This window comes from Haloarcula rubra, assembly GCF_019599465.1.
Lineage (GTDB): Archaea > Halobacteriota > Halobacteria > Halobacteriales > Haloarculaceae > Haloarcula > Haloarcula rubra.
Window position 1 is genome coordinate 166,365 of the sequence record NZ_RKLR01000002.1, and the last position, 24,898, is coordinate 191,262.

The 24,898-nt window shown below is 68.4% G+C and carries 27 protein-coding genes and 1 tRNA gene; 14 read left to right on the forward strand and 14 right to left on the reverse strand.

Annotation, left to right across the window (positions count from 1 at the left end; genetic code table 11):
- Window positions 1-94 precede the first annotated feature (94 nt).
- The 6 genes from EGH21_RS05540 to EGH21_RS05565 are packed head-to-tail and all read left to right on the forward strand — an operon-like array spanning window position 95 to window position 8,589.
- On the forward strand, window positions 95-1,465 hold the full coding sequence (locus tag EGH21_RS05540; protein WP_220617487.1) for a diaminobutyrate--2-oxoglutarate transaminase: 1,371 nt from the start codon (window positions 95-97) through the stop codon (window positions 1,463-1,465).
- The gene (locus EGH21_RS05545) at window positions 1,462-2,949 is read left to right on the forward strand and encodes a pyridoxal phosphate-dependent decarboxylase family protein (RefSeq protein ID WP_328765339.1); all 1,488 of its coding nucleotides are present in this window, start codon (window positions 1,462-1,464) and stop codon (window positions 2,947-2,949) included. Before EGH21_RS05540 ends, EGH21_RS05545 begins: the two co-directional genes overlap by 4 nt.
- A complete protein-coding gene (locus EGH21_RS05550) occupies window positions 2,946-4,751 on the forward strand; it encodes an IucA/IucC family protein (protein WP_220617488.1) in 1,806 nt (601 codons plus the stop codon). The genes EGH21_RS05545 and EGH21_RS05550 overlap by 4 nt, the downstream gene beginning before the upstream one ends.
- The gene (locus EGH21_RS05555; protein ID WP_220617489.1) at window positions 4,748-5,380 is read left to right on the forward strand and encodes a GNAT family N-acetyltransferase; all 633 of its coding nucleotides are present in this window, start codon (window positions 4,748-4,750) and stop codon (window positions 5,378-5,380) included. The genes EGH21_RS05550 and EGH21_RS05555 overlap by 4 nt, the downstream gene beginning before the upstream one ends.
- Complete coding sequence (locus EGH21_RS05560; protein ID WP_220617490.1) at window positions 5,377-6,741, forward strand: lysine N(6)-hydroxylase/L-ornithine N(5)-oxygenase family protein; 1,365 nt, start codon at window positions 5,377-5,379, stop codon at window positions 6,739-6,741. Before EGH21_RS05555 ends, EGH21_RS05560 begins: the two co-directional genes overlap by 4 nt.
- Window positions 6,742-6,744: 3 nt before the next feature.
- Window positions 6,745-8,589, forward strand: a complete 1,845-nt coding sequence (locus EGH21_RS05565) for an IucA/IucC family protein (RefSeq protein ID WP_220617491.1) — start codon at window positions 6,745-6,747, stop codon at window positions 8,587-8,589.
- 44 nt (window positions 8,590-8,633) lie between these two features.
- On the opposite strand, the gene EGH21_RS05570 is transcribed toward EGH21_RS05565, so the two are convergent.
- The gene (locus tag EGH21_RS05570) at window positions 8,634-9,065 is read right to left on the reverse strand and encodes a DUF8146 domain-containing protein (RefSeq protein ID WP_220617492.1); all 432 of its coding nucleotides are present in this window, start codon (window positions 9,063-9,065) and stop codon (window positions 8,634-8,636) included.
- Window positions 9,066-9,191: 126 nt separating this feature from the next.
- On the opposite strand from EGH21_RS05570, the gene EGH21_RS05575 reads away from it, so the two are divergent.
- A complete protein-coding gene (locus EGH21_RS05575) occupies window positions 9,192-9,608 on the forward strand; it encodes a VOC family protein (protein WP_220617493.1) in 417 nt (138 codons plus the stop codon).
- 30 nt (window positions 9,609-9,638) lie between these two features.
- Here EGH21_RS05575 and EGH21_RS05580 read toward each other — a convergent pair whose 3' ends face one another.
- The 3 genes from EGH21_RS05580 to EGH21_RS05590 all read right to left on the reverse strand — a co-directional run bounded on the left by EGH21_RS05580 (window position 9,639) and on the right by EGH21_RS05590 (window position 12,009).
- Window positions 9,639-10,250: an RPA family protein gene (locus EGH21_RS05580; protein ID WP_220617494.1), complete on the reverse strand. Its 612-nt coding sequence runs from the start codon at window positions 10,248-10,250 to the stop codon at window positions 9,639-9,641.
- Window positions 10,251-11,192 (reverse strand): replication factor A, encoded by a 942-nt coding sequence (locus EGH21_RS05585; protein WP_220617495.1) that lies wholly within the window; start codon window positions 11,190-11,192, stop codon window positions 10,251-10,253.
- A 271-nt stretch (window positions 11,193-11,463) separates the two neighbouring features.
- On the reverse strand, window positions 11,464-12,009 hold the full coding sequence (locus EGH21_RS05590) for a hypothetical protein (protein WP_220617496.1): 546 nt from the start codon (window positions 12,007-12,009) through the stop codon (window positions 11,464-11,466).
- Between the two features lie 248 nt (window positions 12,010-12,257).
- Between EGH21_RS05590 and EGH21_RS05595 the strand changes: the two genes are divergently transcribed.
- Together EGH21_RS05595 and EGH21_RS05600 are read left to right on the forward strand one after the other, a co-directional pair.
- A complete protein-coding gene (locus EGH21_RS05595) occupies window positions 12,258-12,557 on the forward strand; it encodes a DUF7091 family protein (RefSeq protein WP_220617497.1) in 300 nt (99 codons plus the stop codon).
- A 321-nt stretch (window positions 12,558-12,878) separates the two neighbouring features.
- Window positions 12,879-13,109, forward strand: a complete 231-nt coding sequence (locus EGH21_RS05600) for a hypothetical protein (RefSeq protein WP_220617498.1) — start codon at window positions 12,879-12,881, stop codon at window positions 13,107-13,109.
- On the opposite strand, the gene EGH21_RS05605 is transcribed toward EGH21_RS05600, so the two are convergent.
- Together EGH21_RS05605 and EGH21_RS05610 are read right to left on the reverse strand one after the other, a co-directional pair.
- Window positions 13,106-13,888: an SDR family oxidoreductase gene (locus tag EGH21_RS05605; protein ID WP_220617499.1), complete on the reverse strand. Its 783-nt coding sequence runs from the start codon at window positions 13,886-13,888 to the stop codon at window positions 13,106-13,108. The two genes, EGH21_RS05600 and EGH21_RS05605, sit on opposite strands and share 4 nt — an antisense overlap.
- A gap of 48 nt (window positions 13,889-13,936) precedes the next feature.
- On the reverse strand, window positions 13,937-14,380 hold the full coding sequence (locus EGH21_RS05610; protein ID WP_220617500.1) for a TRAM domain-containing protein: 444 nt from the start codon (window positions 14,378-14,380) through the stop codon (window positions 13,937-13,939).
- Window positions 14,381-14,523: 143 nt separating this feature from the next.
- On the opposite strand from EGH21_RS05610, the gene EGH21_RS05615 reads away from it, so the two are divergent.
- Window positions 14,524-16,044 (forward strand): hypothetical protein, encoded by a 1,521-nt coding sequence (locus tag EGH21_RS05615; RefSeq protein ID WP_220617501.1) that lies wholly within the window; start codon window positions 14,524-14,526, stop codon window positions 16,042-16,044.
- On the opposite strand, the gene EGH21_RS05620 is transcribed toward EGH21_RS05615, so the two are convergent.
- The 6 genes from EGH21_RS05620 to EGH21_RS05645 form a co-directional block, all read right to left on the reverse strand.
- A complete protein-coding gene (locus EGH21_RS05620) occupies window positions 16,041-17,048 on the reverse strand; it encodes a threonine aldolase family protein (RefSeq protein WP_220617502.1) in 1,008 nt (335 codons plus the stop codon). The genes EGH21_RS05615 and EGH21_RS05620 overlap by 4 nt on opposite strands.
- A gap of 305 nt (window positions 17,049-17,353) precedes the next feature.
- Window positions 17,354-17,428: transfer RNA gene (locus tag EGH21_RS05625), tRNA-Arg, on the reverse strand.
- A 40-nt stretch (window positions 17,429-17,468) separates the two neighbouring features.
- Entirely contained in the window at window positions 17,469-17,765 is a 297-nt protein-coding gene (locus EGH21_RS05630; RefSeq protein WP_220617503.1) for a hypothetical protein, read from the reverse strand.
- Complete coding sequence (locus tag EGH21_RS05635; RefSeq protein WP_220617504.1) at window positions 17,765-18,865, reverse strand: DUF373 family protein; 1,101 nt, start codon at window positions 18,863-18,865, stop codon at window positions 17,765-17,767. Before EGH21_RS05635 ends, EGH21_RS05630 begins: the two co-directional genes overlap by 1 nt.
- A gap of 46 nt (window positions 18,866-18,911) precedes the next feature.
- Window positions 18,912-19,415: a phosphate-starvation-inducible PsiE family protein gene (locus EGH21_RS05640; protein ID WP_220617505.1), complete on the reverse strand. Its 504-nt coding sequence runs from the start codon at window positions 19,413-19,415 to the stop codon at window positions 18,912-18,914.
- A 37-nt stretch (window positions 19,416-19,452) separates the two neighbouring features.
- Complete coding sequence (locus tag EGH21_RS05645; RefSeq protein WP_220617506.1) at window positions 19,453-20,775, reverse strand: MFS transporter; 1,323 nt, start codon at window positions 20,773-20,775, stop codon at window positions 19,453-19,455.
- A gap of 120 nt (window positions 20,776-20,895) precedes the next feature.
- Here EGH21_RS05645 and EGH21_RS24375 point away from each other — a divergent pair, with 120 nt between their 5' ends.
- The 4 genes from EGH21_RS24375 (at window position 20,896) to EGH21_RS05660 (ending at window position 24,070) form a co-directional block, all read left to right on the forward strand.
- On the forward strand, window positions 20,896-21,027 hold the full coding sequence (locus EGH21_RS24375; protein ID WP_268899045.1) for a hypothetical protein: 132 nt from the start codon (window positions 20,896-20,898) through the stop codon (window positions 21,025-21,027).
- An 88-nt stretch (window positions 21,028-21,115) separates the two neighbouring features.
- Entirely contained in the window at window positions 21,116-22,144 is a 1,029-nt protein-coding gene (locus EGH21_RS05650; protein ID WP_220617507.1) for a radical SAM protein, read from the forward strand.
- Window positions 22,145-22,262: 118 nt separating this feature from the next.
- Window positions 22,263-23,153 (forward strand): cupredoxin domain-containing protein, encoded by an 891-nt coding sequence (locus EGH21_RS05655; RefSeq protein ID WP_220617508.1) that lies wholly within the window; start codon window positions 22,263-22,265, stop codon window positions 23,151-23,153.
- A gap of 71 nt (window positions 23,154-23,224) precedes the next feature.
- Window positions 23,225-24,070: a DUF1109 domain-containing protein gene (locus EGH21_RS05660; RefSeq protein WP_220617509.1), complete on the forward strand. Its 846-nt coding sequence runs from the start codon at window positions 23,225-23,227 to the stop codon at window positions 24,068-24,070.
- 1 nt (window position 24,071) lies between these two features.
- On the opposite strand, the gene EGH21_RS05665 is transcribed toward EGH21_RS05660, so the two are convergent.
- Together EGH21_RS05665 and EGH21_RS05670 are read right to left on the reverse strand one after the other, a co-directional pair.
- Complete coding sequence (locus tag EGH21_RS05665) at window positions 24,072-24,392, reverse strand: DUF7577 domain-containing protein (RefSeq protein ID WP_220617510.1); 321 nt, start codon at window positions 24,390-24,392, stop codon at window positions 24,072-24,074.
- Between the two features lie 42 nt (window positions 24,393-24,434).
- Complete coding sequence (locus tag EGH21_RS05670; protein WP_220617511.1) at window positions 24,435-24,809, reverse strand: YccF domain-containing protein; 375 nt, start codon at window positions 24,807-24,809, stop codon at window positions 24,435-24,437.
- Between the last annotated feature and the right edge of the window lie 89 nt (window positions 24,810-24,898).

The window sequence follows — 24,898 nt, forward strand, 5'->3', positions numbered from 1 at the left end:
TTTTAGGCTGGCCTAAAGACTGTATGCGAGAGTCGAAGACACGACGAGAGCGGTATCGAAGGGTCACACCGTGCGGTTTCGGAGGGGTCACGCCATGAACTACGTGGACGGCGGCAACGACGCCATCCTCGCCCAGCAAGCCGACCGGGAATCGAGCGCGCGGACCTACCCCCGTCACCTCCCGCTGGCGATACGCGACGCACAGGGATGTACCGTGACCGACATGGACGGCGACGAGTACTACGACTGTCTCGCGGGGGCCGGGACACTGGCGCTCGGCCACAACCACCCGCGCGTCGTCGAGGCGATGGAGCAGGCACTGGCCGCCGAGAACCCGATTCACACGCTCGACATCTCCACGCCGGCGAAAGAGCGGTTCGTCGACTCGCTCTTCGAGAGCCTCCCCGACGCGTTCAGCGAGCGATCGAAGGTGCAGTTCTGTAGCCCGGCCGGCACCGACGCCGTCGAGGCGGCGCTGAAACTCGTCAAGACGGCCACGGGCAACCGGAGCGTCCTCGGGTTTCAGGGGGCGTACCACGGGATGACCAGCGGCGCGCTCTCCTTGATGGGCGACACCGACGCCAAGGAACCGATTTCGGGGCTGATGAACGACGTCCACCACCTCCCGTTCCCGTACGACTACCGGTGTCCGTTCGGCGTCGGCGGCACAGAGGGCGCTCGCATCGCCAGCGAGTACGTCGAGAACCTGCTGGACGACGGCGAGAGCGGCATCACCGACCCGGCGGGGATGATTCTCGAACCCGTGCAGGGCGAGGGCGGCGCGGTTCCCGCGCCCGACGAATGGCTCCGGGAGATGCGCCGCATCACGCGCGAGCGTGACATCCCGCTGATTCTGGACGAGATTCAGGCGGGGATGGGACGGACCGGCGAGACGTACGCCTTCGAGCACGCGGGCATCACGCCGGACGTGCTCACGCTCTCGAAGGCTATCGGCGGCGGCCTCCCACTCGCCGTCGTCGTCTACGACGAGTCGCTGGACGTCTGGGACCCGGGTTCCCACGCTGGCACCTTCCGCGGCAACCAACTGGCGATGGCGGCCGGCGAGGCGACCATCGACTACGTACTGGAGAACGACCTCGACGACCACGCCGCCGAGGTGGGCGCTCGGTTGCGCGACCACCTCGAAAGCACCGGCGCGGGCGTCGACGCCATCGGCGACGTTCGCGGCCGCGGGCTGATGCTCGGCGTCGAGTTCGTCGACCCGGACGCCGACTGGCAGGGGGCCGGCCCGCACGCGCCGGACGGCGACTTCGCGGCGGCCGTCCAATCGGAGTGTTTCGACCGCGGCCTCATCGTGGAACTCGGCGGGCGCGACAGCGCCACCGCGCGGTTCCTCCCGCCGCTCGTCGTCTCGCGCGAGCAGATAGACGACGTGGCGGCCATCTTCGACGAGGCTGTCACCGCCGTCCTGAACAAGGCGTCCCGTGCGGAGGTGCCCGCGTGAGCGCCACCGACCTGTTCCTCGGGTCCGAGGCGGGCGACGCGGCCTACCGCGAGGCGATGCGCCGGGCGACCGAGGCCGTCGTCGAGACGGTCGCCGACGGCGACGCGCCGTACACGGGTCGCTCACCGGAGGCGCTCGCGGAGCAGTTCGACGCGCCGGTCGTCCCGGAGGGGGGCGTCGGCCTCGACGCGGCGATAGACGAGGTGGCCGAGACGGTGCTGGCCCACTCGGTCGCCACGTCGAACCCGCGGTGTAGCGCCCACCTCCAGTGTCCTCCGATGGTGCCGGGGCTGGCCGCCGAGGCGATGCTCACCGCGGCGAACCAGTCACTGGACTCCTTCGACCAGGCGCCGGCCGCCACCGTCCTCGAACAGCGTGTCGTCGACGCGCTCTGTGGGCTGTTCGACCTCCCGAGCGGCGCGGACGGCGTCTTCACCAGCGGCGGGACCCAGTCGAACTTCCAGGGACTCTTGCTCGCCCGGGACCGGTACTGCCACCGGGCGTTCGGTCGGGACGTACAGGCCGAGGGACTCCCGCCCGAGGCCGACTCGCTCCGCGTCGTCTGCTCGGAGACGGCCCACTTCACCGTGAAGCAGGCGGCCCACCACCTCGGCCTCGGCGAGGACGCCGTCGTCACGGTGCCGACCGACGACGGCCACCAGATGGACGTGGCCGCCCTCGATAGGACGCTCGCCGACCTCACGGACCGGGGCCGGCGGCCGTTCGCCCTCGTCGGGACAGCCGGCACGACCGACTTCGGCGCCGTCGACCCGCTGGACGAACTCGTCGACCGGGCCGCGGAACACGACCTCTGGTTCCACGTCGACGCGGCCTACGGCGGGGCACTGGCACTGACCGACGACCACGCCGACCGCCTCTCCGGCATCGAGCTCGCCGATTCGGTGGCGGTCGATTTCCACAAACTGTTCTACCAGCCCATCAGTTGCGGGGCGTTCCTGCTCCGGGACGGCGAGAACTTCCGCTCGATGGCACGCAACGCCGCCTACCTCAACCCAACGGCCCACGACGAGGGCGGGGTCCCGAACCTCGTGGCGAAGTCGGTCCAGACGACGCGTCGCTTCGACGCACTGAAACCCTACGTCGCGTTCCGCGCCGTCGGCCGCGAGCGATTCGGGACGCTCGTCGAGTCGACGCTCGAACTGGCGGACGACGCGGCGGCGCTCCTCAACGACGCCGAGGACTTCGAACTGCTCTCGGACCCGACGCTGAACACCGTCGTCTTCCGCTATCGGCCGCGCGAGGGGATAGGCGACGAGACGGTGAGTCGGCTGAACGCCGCCCTCCGGCGGCGACTGCTGGACGACGGCCGGGCGGTCGTCGCCCGCACGACCGTCGACGGCGTGACCAGTCTGAAGGTCACGCTGTTGAACCCGACGGCCACGCTCGACGACGTCGCGGCGATGCTGGACGTGGTTCGGGACTGTGGGCGGGACGCTCTCGCAGAACTGGAGGTGACCGCATGAGCCTCGGCCTCGAACGGGACGACCGAGCCGTCGACCCGGAACGGCGGGCCGACGCGGCCACCGTCCACGCGTTCCTCAACTGCTACCTGCGCGAGACTGGCGACTACGAGGTCGGCGAGGCGGCGGTGGCCGGCGTCGACCCCGGCCCCGACGGCCTCCTGCGGAAACGACTGCCCGAACAGGGCGTCGACCTGCTGGCACCGCTCGCCCACCGCTCGCCGACCGAGCGCCACCTGTTCGAGACGCCCGTCCGGTACCGCCTCCCCGACGGGACGACCCACGCCGCGGATACGGCCACGCTCGCCTCGCTCGTGGTGAAAGACCTCTCGCTCGAACGAGACGGCGAGGCCGTGCCGGATGCCGTACTTGAGCGCGTCCTGCGGAGCAAGCGCAACGTCGAGCGGTTCGTGGCCGCGCGGACCGACGACCCGCGCACCGCCGTCGACCAGTCGTTCCGGGAGGCCGAACAGTCGCTTGCCTTCGGCCACCACCGCCACCCGACGCCGAAGAGTCGGCAGGGCATCGCCGACCGCAATCGGGAGACGTACGCGCCGGAACTGGAGGGGGCGTTCCCGCTGCACTACTTCCGGGCGTCGCCCGACCTCGTCGCGGCCGACTCCGCGCTCGAGACGGGTGCGGCGGCGTGGGTGGACGACACGCTCCGGGGGGACCCCGCCGTCTCGGACTCGTTCGTCGAGGAACACGTCGAGAGCGAGAACGTCTTGCTTCCGGTCCACCCGTGGCAGGCGGAGTTCCTCCTCGACCAGCAGCACGTCCGACGACACCTCGGCGACGGCCTCGAACACCTCGGGTCAGTCGGTCGGGAGTTCTACCCGACCACATCGGTTCGGACGCTGTACGCGCCGGACGCCCCGTTCATGGTGAAGTCGTCGCTGAACGTCCAGATAACCAACTCCGTCCGGACGAACAAGCGCCCCGAACTCGAACGGGGCGTGGCCGTCGCGGAACTGCTCGACACCCGCTTCGGTGACGAACTCGACGCGGCGTTCCCGGACTTCGACGTGGTTCGGGATCCCGCGTATCTCGCACTCGACGCCGGCGATGGACCGGAGTCCGGGCTGGAGACGGTCCTGCGGGCGAACCCGTTCCGCGGCGAACTGGCCGAGCGGTCGACCCCGCTCGTGGCGCTGTGTCAGGACGCCGTCGTCGGACAGTCGCGTCTGGGCCGTCTCGTCACGGCCATCGCCGACCGCGAGGACCGCACCGCGGCGGCGGTCAGCGAGGAGTGGTTCCGCCGGTATCTCGAAACCGCGATTCGGCCGGTGCTGTGGCTCTACCTCGAACAGGGCGTCGGCCTCGAAGCCCACCAGCAGAACTCGGTACTCACGCTGGACGCCGACGGCTACCCCAGCGAGTTCCGCTACCGGGACAATCAGGGGTTCTACTTCCCCGAGTCGCAGTACGACCGGGTCGAGACGTACCTCCCCGGCGTCGGCGAGCGAGCGGACACCGTCTGTGCGGACGCCGTCGCCGACGAGCGCCTGCGGTACTACGTCGTCCTGAACAACGCCTTCGACGTTATCAACGCGTTCGGGAGCGCCGGCCTCGTCGACGAACGGCGCCTGCTGGCGCATCTGCGCGAGGAACTCGAACGCGCCCGCGACCGGTACGACCGCCCCTCTTCGGACTTCCTCGACCCGCTACTGGAATCGCCCACGGTCTCCTGCAAGGCCAACCTGCTGACGCGCTTCCGGGGGCTGGACGAACTGGAGAACGACATCGAGAACCAGTCCGTCTACACGGACGTCACGAACCCGCTCGTCACCGAACTCGACACATGACAGGACCAGACGCCACTATCGCGACAGCGTACGACTACCAGACCTACGATCCGAGCATCGACCGCACGATATCGTTCAGACAGGCGACGCTCGACCGGGACCTCGGTCGCCTGCACGCGTGGCTCTCCAGCGACCACGTGAAGCCGTACTGGCAACTCGACCTGCCGCTCCCGGCGTTCCGTGACCGCCTCGCAGGGAAACTGGACGACGACCACCTCACGCCCTACGTCGGCTGTCTCGACCACGTCCCGATGAGCTACTGGGAGTGTTACTGGGCGGCCGAGGACGACGTCGCGGCCCACTACGACGCCGACCCCGCCGATCAGGGCGTCCACCTGCTCGTCGGCCCCGAGGAGTACCTCGGGAACGGCTACGCCCGGCCGCTGCTCCGGGCCGTCGTCGCCATGCAGTTCCGCCACCCCGAGACCGACCGGGTAATCGCAGAACCGGACGTGCGCAACGACCACGTCGTCCACGTCTTCGAGCAGTGCGGGTTCGAGCCACGCGGGGAGTTCCACTTCGAGAAGGCCGAGAAGGACGCCCTGCTGCTGGTCTGTGAGCGCGACCGCTTCGAGTCGGAAGTCCTCACGGACGCGGCGGCCGTGCCGACCACGGGGGTGTGGGGATGAGCGAGACGGTCCACGACGTCGTCGGCGTCGGCGTCGGCCCGTTCAACCTCGGCATCGCGGCCATGATAGACGGCGTCGAGGAGTCCGTCGACGCCGCGTTCCTCGAACGCGACGCCGAGTTCCACTGGCACGAGGGGATGTTGCTGGAGGGGACGACGCTGGAAGTGCCGTTCCTCGCCGACCTCGTGACCCTCGCGGACCCCACCAACCCCCACAGCTACCTCAACTACCTGCGGGAGACCGGCCGCATCTACGAGTTCTACTTCTACGAGACGTTCCAGACGCCCCGACGGGAGTACGACGACTACCTTCGCTGGGTCGCCGAGCGTCTCGACTCGTGTCGGTTCAGCCGCGAGGTAACCGACGTCCGGTGGGACGACGCCGACGAGTGCTACGTCGTCACCGCACACCACCCCGAGACGGACGAGCGCTTCGAGTACCGCGGCGAGCACCTCGCGCTCGGCGTCGGCAGTCGCCCCCAGATTCCCGAGCAACTGCAGGGCCACCCCGAGGAGGACGTCTTCCACACGGCGAAGTACCGCTTCAACCGCGACCGCGTCGTCGACGCCGACTCGGTCACCGTCGTCGGGTCCGGCCAGAGCGCCGCCGAGGTGTTTCGGGACCTGCTCGAACGCCAGTCGGCCCACGACTACCGGCTGGACTGGCTCACCCGCTCTGACGGGTTCTTCCCGATGGAGTACTCGAAACTCGGTCTCCAGCACTTCACGCCCGAGTACGAACAGTACGTCTACGACCTCCCGCAGGAGACCAAGGACGACCTCGTCCCGAACCAGGACTTGCTGTACAAGGGCGTCGACCCGGGGACGAGCGCCGAGATTTACGACCTGCTCTACCGCCGGTCCATCGGCGACCGCGATCCCGACGTCGGCCTGTTCGCGATGACCGAGGTGCGGGACATCGCGTCGGCGGGCGACGCCTACGCGCTGGACTGTCACCAGTGGCAGTCCGAGACGTCGTTCGTCCACGAGAGCGAGGTAGTCGTCCTCGGGACCGGGTACGAACGGCCGATGCCGGGGTTCCTCGAACCGCTCGAAGACGCCGTCAACTGGGACGAACGGGGCCGGTTCGAGGTGACCGAGGACCACCGCCTCGAAATCGACCTGCCCGGCGACGTCTTCCTCCAGAACGCCGACCTGCACACCCACGGCGTCGGCGTCCCCGACCTCGGTCTCGGCTGTCACCGCAACACGCGGTTCGTCAACCGACTCGTCGGCCGCGAGGCCTACCCCGAGGACGCGAACACCGTCTATCAGGACTTCGCCGTCGAACAGTTCGTCGACCACGCGCCCGGCGCGACGGCAGCGCGCGGGCCGGAACCGACCCCCACGCAGGACGACTAATCCATGAACCCCAACGACACCACGCGACGAGACGCACTGGACCCGGACGTATGGCAGACCGTCGAGCGACGCCTTCTGACGAAGATGCTGGAGGAGTTCGCCTACGAGGAGATACTCGACCCACGGGCGGTCGACGGCGACGCGGATCACGCCGTCTACCGCTTCGACCTCGGCGAGGCGATCTATCGCTTCGAGGCCGCAGAGCGGTTGCTGGACAGCCTCAGCGTCGACGAGGGGACGGTCGAACGGCGTGTGGACGGGGAGTGGAAACGGCTCGACGACCCGCTTCGCCTGCTCCGCGACCTCGGCGAGACGACCGACCTCGACGGCCTCACCGAGGGGAACCTCGTCCGGGAGTACAAACGGACGCTGCTGGCCGACGCCCACGTCGAGGCCCGCAAGCGAGAGCGCGAGGCGTTCGACCCCACCGACCTCGACTACGCCCACCTCGAAGGCGAGATGGCGGGCCATCCGTGGATAACCTACAACAAGGGCCGCCTCGGGTGGGGGTACGACGACTACCGGGCCTACGCGCCCGAGTCGAAGGAACCCGTGACCCTCTCGTGGGCCGCCGTCCGCAAGTCGAAGTCGACGTTCGTCGGCACCGAGGACGTCTCCCACGATTCGCTGGTCCGGCGCGAACTCGGCGACCACTACGACGTGTTCCGCGACCGCCTCACCGACCTGGGGCTGGACCCGGACGCCTACTACTTCCTCCCGGTCCACGACTGGCAGTGGGAGCACAGCGTCGTCCCCCTGTTCCCCGACCACATCGCCGCCGACGACGTCGTGGCGCTGGGCGAGGGGCCGGACGAGTACCTCCCACAGCAGTCGGTCCGCACTTTCGTCAACGTCGACGACGAGACGAAACACCACGTGAAGCTCCCGATGCGCATCCTCAACACGCTCGTCTGGCGCGGCCTGCCGGGCGAGCGAACGGAACTCGCGCCGACGGTCACCGAGTACATCCAGGGCATCTACGAACAGGACGAGTTCCTGCAGGCGCAGGGCCTCGTCTTACCGGGCGAGATTGCCGGCGTCAACTACGACCACTCGGACTTCACCGACATCGACGACTCGCCCTACCAGTACCACGAGTTGCTCGGCGCCGTCTGGCGGGAGTCAATCTACACCTTCCTCGACGACGACGAGCGTGCCGTAACCCTCTCGGCGCTGATGCACGTCGACGGCGAGGGCGTGCCCTACGTCTCGCGACTAATCGAGCAGTCGGGACTCACGACGGACGAGTGGCTCGACGAGTTCTTCGGGACGGTCCTCCCGCCACTCCTCCACTTCCTCTATCGCTACGGGACGGTGTTCTCCCCCCACGGGCAGAACACGATTCTCGTCCTCGACGACGACGACGGCGTCCCGTCCCGACTGGCCGTCAAGGACTTCGTCGACGACGTGAACGTCAGCGACCAGCCACTGCCCGAACTGGAACGGCTCTCCGACGAGATGCACGACGTCCTCCGGAAGGAGCCACCCGAAGGGCTCTGCCAGTTCATCTTCTCCGGCCTGTTCGTCTGTGTCCTCCGGTACGTCGCCGACATCCTCGAAACGCACGATGCGTACCCCGAAGAGCGGTTCTGGACCCACGCACGGGAGGCGATACTCGACTATCAGGCGCAGTTCCCCGAACTCGAAGACCGCTTCGAACTGTTCGACCTGCTCGCGCCGGAGTTCACGAAACTCACGCTCAACCGGAACCGCATCTTCGAGTACGGCTACGACGACGCCCCCGGACGCCCCCACGCCTGCGAGCACGGGACGGTGAGCAACCCACTCCACGACGTCGCGGCCGACCAACCGGTCGACGCGGCACGGCACACCGCCGACGACGACTGAGACGGATATCGGAGAAAGAGCGGCGGCGTGTCGGTCGCGCTCGCTCAGACGTCGTCGAAACTGCCGATGCGGTAGGAGGCGTCCTCCTCCTCGCCTTCGTCTAAGTCTTCGAGGTGGATGACCTCGTCCTGGTCCATCTCGTCGAGTTGCTGGCGGAGTTTCGTCACGTAGCGCTTGTGTTCTTCCAGTTGCTCGCGCAGGTGTTCGGCTTCCAGTTCGAGGCGTTCGTGCTCGCGGACGAAGCTCTTGGGCACCTCGACTTTCGGCGGGAAGCTCTCGGTACTGCTCTCCTCGGCCGCGTCTTCCAGTTCGTGCTCCGGCGCGACCTTCACTTGCCCGTCGTGGGCCACCAACGTGTCGACGTAGTCCCGGAAGACCGCAGAGAGGGAGATGTCACGCTCCTCCGCGATTTCGCGAAGCGTCTCGAACTTGTCCTCGCTCACACGGAAGGAGATGGTCTTGTTCTTGTTCCCCATCGTTGTGTCCTACTCGTCACTCATCGTATTTAATCGTTTGTCAGACGCTCGCACGCGACGCCGATATTCGGCACGAACGCGGCCGAGAGCGAAGCGGTTTAGCCCGACCCGCTCCCCGCCCCGGACATGGACGCGACTGCACACCACTACGCCGTCACCGTCAGCGACCTCGAACGCGCCGTCGAGTTCTACCGCGACGTCCTCGGACTGGACGTGCTCTCGCGGTTCTCCGTCGGCGGCGAGGCGTTCGCCACCGGCGTCGACGTCGCGGGCGCGAGCGCCGACTTCGCGCATCTGGACGCCGGGGGCGCCCGCGTCGAACTCGTCGAGTACACGCCCGAGGGAGACTCACGGACCGAAGCGGACCTCAACCAACCCGGCGCGACCCACCTCGGACTGGCAGTCGACGACCTCGACGCCGTCTACGAGACCCTCCCCGACGACGTGGAGACGCTCTCGGAGCCACAGACCACCGAGAGCGGCACCCGCATCTGCTTCCTGCGGGACCCGGAGGGGACGCTTGTCGAACTGCTAGAGACCTGAACCGCGAAGAACCGAACCGCAGGCGCCGACTCAGTCGGCGCTGGCTTCCGCCTGTTCGTCCTGCATGCTCTCCAGAGCGCCGACGACGGACTGTCGGTACCGCTCGACGTCGTCGCCGTACTCCTCGTGAGCCATCTGGACGTACTCGTCGACGTCGGGGTCGTCCGGGTCGGCGTCGTCGAACCGGCGGATGCGCTCTAAGGTGCGCTCGGCCGTCTCGACGACCCAGCGGTCACGCGTGGCCTCGTCGACCTGCGAGATGGACTCCGGGCGGACGGAGACGTTCACGTCGCCCTCGTCGGTCTCGTAGGTGCGTGGCTTGCCGACCACGGCGACGTACGCCGGCGGTTCCAGTTCCCGCAGCATCGAGGCGGCGTCTGGCTGGTACTGCCCGGCGTACATGAAGAACGTGTCGCCGTTGGGGTCGACCACGCGGCCCTGCCAGTACTCGCTGTCCTCGCCGACGTCCTCCGTCTCGGTCAGCGTCCCGACGAGGAACACGCGGTTGGCGCGCTGGCCCGTCGGCAGCAGGACGTACACCGGCGCTCGGTCGTCGTCGGATTCCTTGAACGTGTAACTCGCGTCGTTGAACTCGCGGGCGAAGACGCGTCGGGCGACTTCGCGGGTGGGGGTGCTCGCCATCTATATCGACCTCGCTTTGATGAGTACTTCGTCCGCATCCACTGCGCCGGTCAGTCGCTCCTGGTCGTCCGCGAGGACGTACCGGCCGAACGTGGGACCGGTGACCCGGTAGTAGCGCCCGAGGATGTCGTCGCGCATCTCGTCGGCGACGACGGTGGTGTCGAGCGCGTCCATCGCCATCTCCTTGGCCTCTTCGAGGGTGATACCGGTCAGTTTCTCCGTGGCTTCCTCGTCGAAGATGACCTCGGTGACCTCCTCGCCGTCGTCCAGCACGCCCTTGATGCGGAGGTCGAACTCGCCTTCGACCTCGCCGTGTTCGCTACAGCGGCCGTTCTGGAGGACGCGGGTGCAGTCCTCCTCGGGGCAGCGCTTGATGAGGCCCGACCCCGACTGGATGTCCACCAGCGCGCCCTCGACCTCGATGCTGTCGTCGCCGACCTCTATCTCCTCGTCGAGTTCCTCGATGGTGGTCGTCCGGTTGAGCTTCACGGAGAAGCGGCCCTGATACTCGTCGGTGACGACGTTTCGCAGGGAGTAGGACTTCCCTTCTTCGAGTTCGGGGAGGTCGGACTTCGACCACTTGGTGAACTTGATGGTGCCCGTCTCGTCGCCGAGCAAGCCGACCTGTGCGACGGCGTCGGCGCGCGGGTCCCACAGTTCGACGACGGTGACGCGCATGTCGACCCACTCCTCGGGCGAGTCGACGTCGGCCACCTCGACCTGTTCGTTGCCGCCGCCACCGCCGCCGAGCTGGTCGCGGTCCATGCCGGCCTCGTCGAGGTACGTGTTGGTGACGCTCCGGCGGGCCTCGTTGAGGGGGACCTTGTACTCGTTGACCAGCGTGTCGAGGCGCTCCTCGACGTCGTCGACGTCCAGGTCTAGCTGGTCGGCGAACTGCTCGTGTATCTCTTCTGCCTGTGTACGCAAATCTGACTCAGTCATGTGCTGTCACTGTCTCCGCCTTGTTTTCGATGGGAGACATTCGACGGTTGGTCGCCTTAGCGTATAAACCCTCTCCCGGCACGGTGAAAGTGAAACCGGACGATAGCGACGCCGCAGGCAGCGTCACGGTGAGAGAACCGTGGTCAGACGAACCGCTACTGTGGCGCTGGTGTCGTGGAACGAGTGGAGCGACCCGGAGTGTCACCGGAGAACGAGTCGAGCGTGTCGCTACGTCGGTCGGGTCGGTGGAACGGGCGAAGAATCGGCCGGGTTACTGCTCGCTGTCGGTCGTCTGGTCGTCGCTGTCCGTGCTGGTTTCGGTCTCGGTCGTCTCTTCCTCGCTGTCGTCGCTGTCTTCGGAGTCGTCGGTCTCAGTGTTCTCCTCGTCGCTCTCGGCGTCGCTGTCGTCAGCGTCGTCGGGGGTGACGTCGCTAATCTGCTCGCCGAGGTTGCCGTCGAGGTTCCCGTTCATGTGCTGCTGGACCAGCGAGTGAATCTCGCTGACGAAGTCGGGCACCTGTTCGGGGAGGTCCGCGGGCGGACCGCGTTCACCGTCCGGGCCGACGTCGGCGGGCGGGCCCTGACGCTCGGCGGCCGCACTCGCGTTCGACGCCTCCGCGTCCGCGTCAGACTCGTTCGACTCGTTCGTCGCCTCGCTGTCGTCGGCGTCCGTGACGGTCTCGTTCGCGTACTCGTCTGCCTGTGCGCCGTCCGCGTTGTCGTTGGCCTGTGCGCCTGCCGCCGCGGGCAGCGCCGCCGCCGACCCCGTGACGACGAGGACGGCCAGCAGCGCGCCGGCAATCTTTGTGAGCTTCATCGTGCGTTGTCTCCATCCCACCCTCACGACCGACACCACTTCAAGGGGACAAGCGGAGAAGCCGAATTAACTCGTATTCAGCCGATTTAGCCCGTCTAACTATCGTTTTAATCCGAGTTGAACGAACGATACGGGCCTCGGCGTCCCGTTTCCGCCGCCGAGGTCCGTGGGCGCGGCCCACCGCGGACGTGCGCGGTACCACGCGACACGCGAGAAGATTGATTTGGCGGCAGTCGTTACGTGGCGGTATGGGTGACGGCGACGAGCGAGACGAGGCCAGACTGGGGCGGTTCATCCAGGGGACGCTCCGGTCGGTCGGGAACCAACTCTCGGAGGCCAAGCGCGCGTACAGCGACGGGAAGCGCGCCGCCCTCGCCGGCCTCCCCCGCGACGAGGACGGACGGGCGCGAATCGTCTGTCGGCGCCACGCCGAGCGCCGCGCCGTCTCGCTGGACCCCGTCTCCCGCCCCGACTGTTTCGACGCCGACCACCCCGACTGTCAGGGGTGTGTCGAGGACATCCGGGACGGCACCGTCGAGACGTGGTGACCGCGCCCGGTCCGACGCCGGGACGGCGCGCGACGTCAGCGAAGGTGACAACCGACGTACTCACCAGCGGCAGGGCCGAGACGCAGTCGAAACGGAGGGGTCTGGGTATCGGTCACGTGGCCCTGTCGCCGATTCCTCGGCCACGTTTTGTCACCAAAAGCGTGTTTCTGGGCCGATTCGCGTCGTTACGTGAGAGCGAGAGAGTGTGGCCACAGTTCCGAAGGTCCGTTTCGACTGGACGGCAGAAGCGAGATCGCTAGCGAGGACCACCGGCACAGTGTCGGGGAAAGTGTCATTACCGTCGGCGGTGACGCGGGCAGTATGGACGGGATGGCGCGGCGGTTCTGGCTCACGGTCGTGCCGCTGCTGGCCGGTTTCTCGGCCGTCGGGCTCCTGGTTTTCGCGGCACTCTTTCCCGAACACCTGTACCCGGTCGGGAGCGTCGGCTACGTCGCGACGGCGGCGGTCGCGCTCGTCTCGCTGGGCTTGCTCGTCTGGCAACTCGCGGGCGGCGGGTCCAGCAGGGACCGGTTCGAGCGGCCCGGTCGCTAGCTCCGCATCGACCCGCCGTCGACCGGCAGGGAGACCCCGGTGACGTACGACGACCGGGCCGAGGAGAGGAACGCGACCACGTCGCCGAGTTCGTCCGGCTGACCGACCCGGCCGAGCGGCGCGTCCGACCACGACTCGATGCCAGCCTCGTAGGAGTCGTACTCCCCGCGTTCGACGGCGTCCTCGACGAGTTCCTCGATGCGCGGCGTCTCGTGGGCGCCCGGGAGGACGGCGTTGACGCGCACCTCGGGGGCGAACTCGCGGGCCTGCGTCTTCATCAGGCCGATGACCGCCCGGCGGACGGCGTTCGAGAGGACGAGGTCGTCGATGACCTCCGCGACCGACCGGGAGGTGATGTTGACGATGGTGCCGGCCTCGGACTCGCGCAGGTACGGGTAGGCGAAGCGCGTGGTCCAGACGACGCTCATCACGAGGACGTCGTAGGCGCCGTACCACTCCCGCTCGGTCGTGTCGAGGAACGGCCCCGGTGCGGGACCGCCGGCGCTCGTGACGACGTGGTCCAGCCCGCCGAACGTCTCGACCGTCTCCTCGACGAGCGCTTCGACCTCGTCGCGGTCGGTGATGTCGGCCTGCACGGCCAGTACGTCGCCGTCGCCGGCCGCCTCCAAGCGCTCGCGCGCCCGGTCGACGTGGTCGGGCGTCGTCCCGCAGACGGCGACGTTTGCGCCGTCGCTCGCCAGTCGCTCTGCGCTCGCGAGTCCGAGTCCGCTCGTCGCGGCCGTACACAGTGCGGCGTTCCCGTCGAGTTCGAGGTCCATAGCCGACACGACGGTCGAGTGGCCCAAAAAGCTCCGTGGTGACTGTCCCTAGCTGCCCCAGAAGTTGTCGCGGCTGCCGAGCCGTTCGTCGTCTTCGTCGTCGTCCTCGCCCTGATAGCCGCCCTCGTCGTCGTCCTCCGCCTCGTCGTCGCCCTCGTCGAGTTCGAGGCGTTCGAGTTCCTCCGCTCGCGCGTGGTTCGAGCGGACCTTGGTGATCTGGACCTTCGATTTGGCCGGCGGCAGGACGCCGTCGACCATGACGATGAATCCGTCCTCGGTCCGGCCGACGCCGGCGCCGCTCTCGTGGATGTCGTCGACGGTGACGACGACCTCCTGACCCGGTTTGACGGGTTGGCTCTTCAGGTCCGAGATGGGCTGGTTGTAGTGGTTACACCACTCGGCGCCACCTCGGTCGCCGTAGTGCGTACAGCCCATGCCCTCGATGCGTTCGGTAAAGCTGGGGCACTCGTCTGCGAGCGGACAGTCGGGCATAGCATCGCGTAGATGGGCCGCCGGCAAAACGCTTGCGACCTGCCAGAGGGCGGCAGTGCACCGTCTCGAAGGCGGGGTCGTCCGGCGAACGCTTTTCCTTCTGGACTGGTAACTAGTCACACGATAGCGAGGAACGAACACGCATGGGGACCCGCGCCGTGGCAGCCCTCCTGTGTCTCGCGGTTCTGGTCAGCGCGCCGTCCGTGTTGGCCGCCGAGCAACAGGTGGGCGGCGGCGAGGGCGTCCAGACGATGGACGTCCGCTACGTCGTCGACCGCCTCCCGTCGGAGGTGGGTCGCGTACAGGTCACGGCCGTCGTCGACGTCCCGGACCGCGTGAGCGGGCTCTCGGTCCGAACGCCGGCGAACGCGACGGTCCTGAGCGCCGACGGCCTCGCGTCGACCGGGAGTCGCTGGCGATGGGACGGCGACAGCGACACCGTCTCCGTGACCTACACCGTGCCGGTCGGCCTGCGGACGGCGTACGGCCAGCGGACCGCGGACACCGCAGAGTGGTCGCTGGTCGTCCGTCGCGAGGTCGCACTCCACGCTCGCTGGCGCTGGCAGACCGGGCCCGACCCCGGCTGGAACGAGACGATGACGGTCGCGGCCGGCCAACCCGGGGTCGGCGGGGAGACGGCCGTCTTCGTCGGCCCCCACGAGACGACGACCCGGACGACGCCGGCCGGCACCGTCCGGTTGGTCGTCCCCGACGCGGCGACGCTCGGACCCGCCCCGGCGGTCGTCCTCGACACCATCGGTGACGCACAGCGGTCGACCACTATCGGGGAGCGCCACGACGCGGTGACGGTCATCGCCACGCCGAACGACCTCGCCGTCGGCGGGTACACGCCGTCGAACGGCGCGCCCGTCGCCCTCGTCAACGCCGGCGAACCCGTCGGGGTACCGACCAACGTCTGGGTCCACGAGTACCGCCACACGCGCCAGACCTACCGGACCAGCGCCGGGATGACGTGGCTCGAGGAGGGGAGCGCCGACTACTACGCCGCCCGGTTGACGTATCGGCAGGGCCGCATCGGCTACGACCGCTACCGACGGCGGGTGACGACCGACCGGTACCACGACGCGAACCTCACCCGTCCGGGGACGTGGCCGTCGCCCGACGTCCAGTACGACAAGGGGACGCGCGTCGTCGCCGCCCTCGACGTCCACATCCGGCAGGCGACCGGCGGCGAGCGCACCTTCGCGACCGTCCTCCGACGCCTCTCGCGGTCCGACGAGCGAGTCACCCTCTCGCTGTTCGCCGAGACGGTCTCCGCCGTCGCGGGCCGGGACCTCGACGCGTTCGTGCGGCAGGCCGTCACCGGCCCCGCACCGCCCGTCCCCGCGGACCCCGACGGTGACGGCGTCTCGACGCACGCGGAGCGACAGCGCGGGACCGACCCGTACCGAGCGGCGATGGGCGACGGGAGCGCCGACCACACCGAAACCCGGGTAGACGACGCGCTGGGACAACAGGGCGACGAGGGTGACGGGCGAGCGGCGACCGACCGCGTCGGCGTCGCCGGTGCGTCAGGGACCGGTGCCGACCGGAGCGGCCCCGAACGCTCGGAGGTGCCACCGCCGCCGCTCTGGCTCGCTGTCCTCGCCGTGTGGCTCGTCCTCGCCGGCGTCCTCTGGCGGGACCGGCCACGTCGACGTTAGACCGCTCGTTCGACGGCCGCGATAGCCGCGTCGACGTCGTCGTCGTCGACGTCCCAGTGGGTACAGAAGCGCACCACGTGGTCGTCGAACGGGACCCCCTGTACGCCCGCCGCGGCGCAGTCGTCGAGGAACGCCTCGGCCGGCCGGTCCGTCTCGACGATGACGATGTTCGTCTCCGGGGCGTCGACCGAGAGGCCGTCGATACGGTCCAGCCCCGCGGCCAGTCGCTCGGCCCGGCGGTGGTCCTCGGTCAGTCGGTCACGGTTGTCGAGCGCTTCGAGTCCCGGGGCGGCAATCATCCCGGCCTGCCGCATCCCGCCGCCGAGCAGTTTCCGGTTGCGGCGGGCCGCTTCGACGAACGAGTCGGGGCCGGCCAGCACCGACCCGACCGGCGCGCCCAGCCCCTTCGAGAGACAGCACATCACGGTGTCGACGGGGGCGACGAACTCCGCGGCGGGGACGTCGTGGGCCGCCGCGGCGTTGAACAGGCGGGCGCCGTCGAGGTGGACCGGGACCCCGAGGTCGTGAGCGGCGGCCGCCGTCTCGGCGATGCGCTCTGGCGCGATAGCGGTCCCACCCTTGCTGTTGTGCGTGTTCTCCAGCGTGAGCAACCCGGTTCCGGCCCGGTGACCGTCGGCCTCGACGTACCCCTCGCGGACCTGTTCGGGCGCGACGACGCCCCGGTGGTCGCCGTCGAGAGTGCGTGGCTGGACCTGTGCGTGCTGTGCGAGGCCGGCGAGTTCCCACTTGTAGATGTGGCTCTCGCGCTCACAGAGCACCTCCTGCCCCCGCTCCGTGTGTGTCCGGCCGGCCACCTGATTCCCCATCGTCCCCGACGGGACGAACAGCGCCGCCTCGGTCCCGAGTACGTCGGCGACCCGCTCCTGGAGTTCGTCGACCGTCGGGTCCTCGCGGTAGACGTCGTCGCCGACGGCGGCGTCCCGGGCCGCGTCGCGCATCGCGTCGCTCGGCCGAGTGACGGTGTCGCTCCGGAGGTCTATCATGCGCCTGCGTAGCAATCGCACCCTCAAAAGGTCGGGGGCAGTTCCTATCCGCCCAGTGCGTCTTCGGCGCACCGCGCCGCGGTTCACTCACCCGAACGGAGTGAGGGTGAGCAGTTTTTCCCCACGTTTTTACGAGGAGTGGTTCCCGCAGCGACCGGCGGGAGCGAGGAAACCCGACGACGTAAAAAGTGGACGGGCACGGTGGGACCCTCACTCGACGGCGAGACTCGTTGCACTCGTCTCGCGTAGTTCGAATCCTCTGCGTGCAGCGATGTCAGCACGCCTCGCAGTGCTCGGCGACTTCACGGGCACGGTGGGATTCGAACCCACGACCGTCGGATTAGAAGTCCGACGCTCTATCCGGACTGAGCTACGTGCCCTCACCCGGAGGTAGTGGGGCACTCTCAAAAGCCGTGTGGATTAGCCGTCGAACTCCACGTCCTCGTCGGTCGCCTCGGCCGTCGTGATGGCGATGGCGTCCGTCGTCTCGACGGCGGCGAGGCCGTCGATGGCACAGACGGCGTCGACCCGGTCGTGGGGGACCGACACCGCGAGGTCGTCGAACTGGAGGTAGCGTTCGACCGTGCCACCGGCGTCCTCGACGGCGGCGGCGACGGCCTCGGGGTCGGCGTCGTCGGTCGTTTCCAGTGCCAGCGCGACCGACTCGCCCTCGATGGGGTCCGCACGGATGCTCTCGACGGCGCGGGAGACGTACATCACTCGGACGATGGGCCGCCGGGCCCTTGGTTGTGCCGTTCGCCCGTCGCGAGGCGGGACTCGGCGACGGCGAAGGCGAGGGTGCTGGCGAGTCCCAGCAACGTGCCGCCGGTGAGGACGACGGCGAGGTACTCGAGGTCCTGCGTCCCGAGGAAGAAGGCGCTCAGGCCGTGGAGGACGGCGCCGATGGCCAGCACGTAGAAGGGGGCGTTGAGGTAGCGCCACTCGAACGAGTCGTGGAGGTACTCGTCGGTGACCCGGCCCAGACTGGAGGTGATGCCGGCGGCGGCGAACCACTGGACGGCGCCGTTGACCAGCGCGGCGAGCACCTCGACGGGCGAGAGGGGTTCCGGTTGGGCTTCGAGCGTGTTGACCCCGCTGACGCCGCCGATAGCCAGCAGCGCGGCGGCGACGACGTAGGTGATGATGGTGATTCGGCCGGCGTAGAACCCGGCGGTGGCGCGGTCGACGGCCTCGTCCAGCAGTCGCTCCGCGCCCAGGCCGCGGGCGAGGACGTACAGCCCGAGCAACCCGGAGATGATGCCGAGTGCGGACCCGGGCAGTCCCAGCGAGTCGACGGCGATGGTCAGCGGGTAGATGAGCAGCAGGATGCCCAGCGGCACCAAGAGCGTGCCCCGCGTCTCCGGGTCGTCGAGCACCTGCTTGATGGTGTAGTACATCGACTCGAGGTCCTGTGCCTGTCGGACGACGACGCGGCGGACCCCATCGATGCGGATGCGCGAGCGGATGACCGGGACGACGGACTCGTCCTGTGCGCCGTCGGTGACGACGAGCGCACGGACGTCTTCGCTGGCCGCCAGCGACGCGAGGACGGTGTCGACCTCCTCGCCGACGGCGCGGTTGGCGGCCACGTCGCCGGCGTCGACGCCGGTCACCGCCGCTACCTCGACGGGTTCGTCGTCAATGTCGTCCGCGATGTGGACCCCCTCGAAGAGGACGTTCACGTCCGAGTCTTCGGGGTCGGCCTGCGCGAGGGCGACGGCGGCGTCGACCACGTTGTCACGGCCGACGACCGGCGTCTCGACGTCCGTCTTGCGGCCGAGGTCGTCGTCCAGGTCCACACACAGCACCAGCAGCATCGTGCGAGGGTACGCCAGCCGCGTTTATCTGTCTTCGGGCCTGTGGTTAGATGGCATCTGTGGCCGCCTCGCGAGTGCGCCGCTCGACGACCAGTAGCGCCGCCAGACCGAGGATGATGAGGGTGTAGGCGGCCGCGGCGAACAGGGCGGCCTGTTCGCTCGGATACTCGCCGGTTCGGAAGATGATGGCCTTTCGGACCATCGCGATGACGCCGGTGTAGATGACCAGACGGACGATGCGGCGCGTCTCTCCCTCCTGCGTGTAGGCGACGACGGTCTGGTACACCTCGACGATGATGAAGAGGAGCAGCGCGGTGTCGATGAAGCCGACGACGACCAGCGGGTCGGTAATGTCGCCGTCGAGTGCGCGCTGGACGATCTGGAGGCCCAGATCGAACACGCCGATAGCGAACAGTACCACGAGGACGAGCGCCGCGACCACTTCGACGTAGCGCATCAGGTCCTCGCTGCGGGCCAGCACCCGTTCGTCGAGCGTATCGGCCGGCGTGAGCGAGCCACCCACCGGGTCGTCGGCCTCGTCGTCGCTCATAGGAGAACCTGTGCACCGATTTACATCAAACTCGTCCCTATCTGATGTGGCCAGGGTCCGCTGGCCGGGCCTCGGGTGGCTCCTCGGGCGTACCCAGGCGGGCGACCAGCAATCCCACGGGAAGTAAGAGGAGGCTCCCGACGACGAACGGCGACCAGAAGCCGATAGCGGCGTAGAGACCCCCCATCACCGGCGGGCCGACGGTCCGTGCGAGACTGCCGGCCCCCTGTGTGACGCCGAAGGCGCTCCCCTGGACGTCGGCACTGGCTCGCTGGGAGACCAGCGCCGTCAGCGTCACCGAGAGGATGCCGTTCCCGACGGGCAACAGCGTCAGGACGGCCAGCAGGCCGAGCAGTTCGTCGGTGAGGAACGGGGCCAGCGCGGTGAGGTCCGGCAGGACGACGGCGAGGGACCGGGAGAACGGGAGCGCCCCGACGCTGACGACGAGGGTCGCCGTCCCGGCCAGCGAGAGGGTGACCGGACTGTATCGCGCGGTAAGCCGGCCCACGAGGACGCCCTGTGTCACGACGGCGAGCAGGCCGATGTAGGTCAGCAGGACGGCGCTCTGGGCCGCGGTGTAGCCGTAGATGTCCGCGACGTAGGGGATGAACATTATCTGGACGCCCGAGAAGGCGAAGGAGACGAGGAAGAACGCGCCGAGCAGTTCCCGCAGGCCCGGCGTGGCGACGGCGGCGCGCAGTTGGGCCAGCGAGGACGTGCGTTCGGTCGCCTCGCCGTCGGCGGTCGGCGTCCGAGACTCCGGGAGGAAGAGAAGCGCGACGACGACGCCGCAGAGACTGGCGAACGCGGCGGCGAAACTCGGTAAGGAGAAGCGGGTTATCGGGACGGCGGCCGGCAGCGCCGCGTCGACGGCGGCGACGGTGGCGTCGAAGCTCAGAACGGCGCCGATGCCCGGCCCGAAGATGAAGCCCAACCCGAACGCCGCGCCGATGAACCCGAGTGCGGCGGCCCGTCGCTCGGGCGGGGTCACGTCCGCGACGTAGGCCTGCGCCGTCGAGAGGTTCCCGCCCATCGCACCGGCGAGCATCCGCGAGGCGAACAGCAACCACAGCGCGTCGGCGAGTCCGAACACCGTCCACGCCAGCACGGATCCACACAGCGAGAGGACGAGGACCGGCCGCCGGCCGACGCGGTCCGAGAGCGACCCCAGCAGCGGCGCGAACCCGAACTGCATCGCCGAGTAGGAGGCCGCGAGCAGGCCGATGACGAACTCGGTGCCGCCGGGGAACGACCGGGTGTAGAACGGGAGGATGGGGATGACTATACCGAACCCGAGCAAGTCCAGAAAGACCACGGCGAAGACGATTGCGAGGCCGCGACGACGGCCGGCGTCCGACATGGGACGGAATCGGGCGGGCGAGGGGATAAGCGCGTGGGGGAGAACCGGTGGGGCCCCGGGCAAGTCGGCTCCCGGATAGCCCGAAAGGCTATACACTCCCGGCGGAGACGCACGGCCACGATGATGCTCCCGTTGCAGTACGGTATCGAAGGGGCAGGGACCGTCTTCGACTTCCTGTTCGCGGTGGGACTACTCGTCGGTGTGCTACTCGCCATCCGCCTCCTCGGTGGGGCCTTCGACCGACTGTTCTGAGTGAGCATGGACGACCCGTGCCGACCCACACCACGGCGGCGTAGATGCGCACGCTTTTTCCCGCTGGGTGCAGTCCTAGCCGTACACGATGATCTCCGAGGGCTGCGAACAGTGCGCCAAAGGCGGGAAGATGGTGCTGTTCGTCTACGGCTACTGCGACCAGCGAGACTGCTTCTACTGTCCCCTCGGGGAGAACCGCAAGAACGTCACCCAGATGTACGCCAACGAGCGTCCCGTCGAGGACGACAGCGACGTCATCGAGGAGGCAAAGCGCATGAGCGCGCTGGGCACCTCCATCACGGGCGGCGAACCGCAGGAGGCCCTCGACCGGACCTGTCACTACCTGGAACTGCTGAAAGACGAGTTCGGCGAGGACCACCACACGCACCTCTACACCGGTATCACCGGCGGCCGCGAGAACATGCGCCGCCTCTCGGAGGCGGGACTCGACGAGATTCGCTTCCACCCGCCGCTGGAACTGTGGGGCGACCTCCACGGCACCGAGTGGGAGGAGATTCTGTACATCGCCCGCGAGGAGGGTCTGACGCCGGCCTTCGAGATTCCGGGCATCCGCGCCGAGGAGGAGTTCCTCGAGTTCTTAGACGAGGGCGCCGCCGACTTCTGTAACATCAACGAGTTCGAGATGTCCGACGGCAACTACCGCCGGATGCAGGAGGAGGGCTTCGAACTCAAAGACGACCACATGAGCGCCGTCGAGGGGAGCCACGACATCCTAGAGACGATGGGCGACCACGAGAAGGTGTACTTCTGTACGAGCGTCTTCAAGGACGCCGCCCAGCACCGCTCCCGACTCAAGCGGATGGCCCGCAACATCCGCCGCGAGTTCGACGACGTGACCGAGGACGGTACCCTCGTCTACGGGAAGGCGTGGGTGAGCGAGGCCCGCCTCGAAGAGTTGGGCGTCCCCGAGGAGTTCTACACGGTCAAGTCCGACCACGTCGAACTGGCGTGGTGGCTCTTAGAAGAGATGGTCGAGGAGGGCGACGTGCCGAAGGGCGAAATCGTCGAGCAGTACCCGACATACGACGGCACCGTCGTCGAGCGGACGCCGCTGTCGGGCGGGTCGACGGGCGGCCGGGCGGCGGCCGACGACTGAGCGGACGGAGCGTACCGACGTAGCCCGGACACCCGGAGAGCACGGCGTCGGAAGTGGGTAACCGACCGAGAAGTGTAAGGTGAGTATAGCAATCCGGTACCCTCTCGACTGGAGAGGTATGGGTACACAGTATCCCACGATTACGCGACGGGAGATGCTGGCGCTCGCGGCCGGCACGTCGCTCGCCGGGTGTTCGGGGTTGTTACCGACGACTCGGGAGAGCGCCACGGGGGCAGCGAACCAACAGGAGTCGCCGACCGACGCCGGTGCCGACGACGACGGGACGGACCGAACCGGCGAGACGGTCCGGGCCTTCGTCGGGTCGTACCACTGGGGGTACTTCCTGCTGGACGCCGACGGCACGGAGGTGGACCGACTGACGCTGTCGCCCGGCGACGAACTCCGTCTGACGCTGTTCAACGTGGAGGCCGACGACGCCGTGGCCGAACTGCCACGGGCCGTCCGGGCGGGCGTCCCGAGTTCCGAACAGCGAGCGCGGCGGAACGAACAGGTGATTCCGGTTCCTCGGGGCACGTCGCTGGAGGCCCTGCACGAGGCCGCCGAAGCGGCCTATCCCGACCACAGTCTCGCCATCGTCTCGGACGAGTTCCTGCGGACCGGCGGGCGGGGACAGGGTGAACCCGGGCAAGGACCACAGGGCCCGGGTGGCGGGCCCTACGGCCCCGGAAGCGGTCCGTGGGGCGGCCATCACGGGCCACACGGCCCCGGTGGCGGCCAGGGTCCGGGTGGCGGATACGGGCCGGGTGGAGGTCCCTACGGGCCGGGACAGGGGCCGATGGGGCCCGGCGGGTGTTGGGGGCCGGCGTTCGCCGGGACGCTCGCCCCGACGACGTACCTCTGGCACCACTCGACGGTGCCCGCAGAGATGGGGTTCGTCGTCGACACGACCGGGTCGTTCGGCTTCGCGTGTACGGTCTACTGCGGATACGGTCACCCGTACATGGCCGAACCGGGACGGGTCGTCGTACGGGCCGAGAACGACGACTGAACTGCGCCGACAGGCCCGACGCCGACCAAGATTCATGCCGGTGATCCGAGTGTGTCTACTCGTTGCCCTCCATGAACTTCGACATCGACAGCGGCAAACTACTGTACGCGCTCGGCGTGGTGTTCGCCGCGGCGGCGTTCGTCTACTTCGTCCGCGACGTGGTGTTCGGCCTCTCGATTACGGTGAAAGCCGCCCTGCTGTTCGCGGCGTTCGTCGTCTTCTTCGTCGCCGGCGTCACCGTCCAGCGCGACGTGTTGGACGTGGTGGCCTTCGCCCTCTCCGGCGTCTCCTACGTCGTCTTCGTCGGGTACGTCGTCCTGCGGTACGGCCCCGGCGAGACGGGGACGTTCCTGTTGCTCGCACTGTCGGCGGCACTGTTCGTCGCGCTCGGATACGCACTCCGAGAGCGGGACCTGCGGCTCCCCGTCCGGACCGCTACCGGCGTCGTGGTCGGACTAGTACTCCTCAGTACTGTCCTCGTCGGCGTCGACGCCGTCGGTGGCGGCGTCAGCTACGAGTTGCAGACCGCGCAGTCGGTCACCGTCGACGCGCCGACGACCGACCCGCGACCGGAGTACGTCGAGCGACAGGCACGCGTCGGGACGCTGACCGTCACCAACGAGTTCGTGTTCACGCGTGCCATGTCGCTCCCGCGACTGCAGGGGTGTCTGGTCGGCGTCGACGACGTGCCCCGCCGGGACGTCTGGCTCTCCTACCGAGACGTCGACTACAGCCGCGACGACACCATCGCGGGCGGGGTCACGCGTCAGTTCGACGTCGAGGCCGGTATCCCGGTGGACGTGAACCGGACCGAGTCGACGACCTACGCCATCGAACGGGGGCGCGACTGCACCGTCGACCGACGGTCCCCGACGCTCCTCGTGACCGTCGGCGAGGACGAGTTGCGGTGGAACTGAGTCAGTCGTCGAGTTCGTGCAGACACTGCTGGCAGTAGGTCACGCCCGCACGGTTCGCCGTCCCGCAACTCGGGCAGGCGACCATCTCGTCGGGCACCGGGTCGCCGCTCGTCACCGCCGCCGTGACCGCGGTCGCGTCGACGCTCCACTCCGACCCCGACTGCTCCATCGCCTCGGCACGCTGTTGGGCGCGTTCGATGAGTTCGTCGTCTCGCATCGCCTCCAAGCCGCGCCACAGGGCCAGAAACATCACCGTCGGGGCGACGATGACGAACAGCCCCGACGCCACCCGGAACGCCAGCTCTAGCTGGCCGATTGCCATACACCCACATGGTGCTGGAGCGACGAGAAGCCTTCGGCGCCGTCAGTAGTTGTACAGCGAGACGACGTACGGGAGTTGGTTGTACATCCAGACGGCCAGCGGGATGCCGACGACAGTCAGCGTCAGCGCGTACGCGACGCCCGTCCAGATACCGCTCGCCCACCACCCGACCAGCAGGAACCACACCGCCCGCACCAGTAGGGAGTGCTGACTGCCGCCGTCGCTCTCCTCGACCAGCGTCCCCCGCCGTTTCAGCGACAGCACCAGCGGCACCCGGTTTATCATCTTGATGCCCAACGGAATGCCGATTATCGTGACGTTAAGCAGCCACGCTATCGAGAGCCACACGCCGGTCAGCCACCACCCGACCAGCAGGAACCACACCGCCCGCACCAGCAGGGAGCGTTGGTCACTCATGAGTGACACTACCCCACCGCGCGACATAAGCTTCCTGTCCAGTCGGAGCCGACAGAATCGCCGGTGGGAAGCTTGCTACGTCCTCTCGT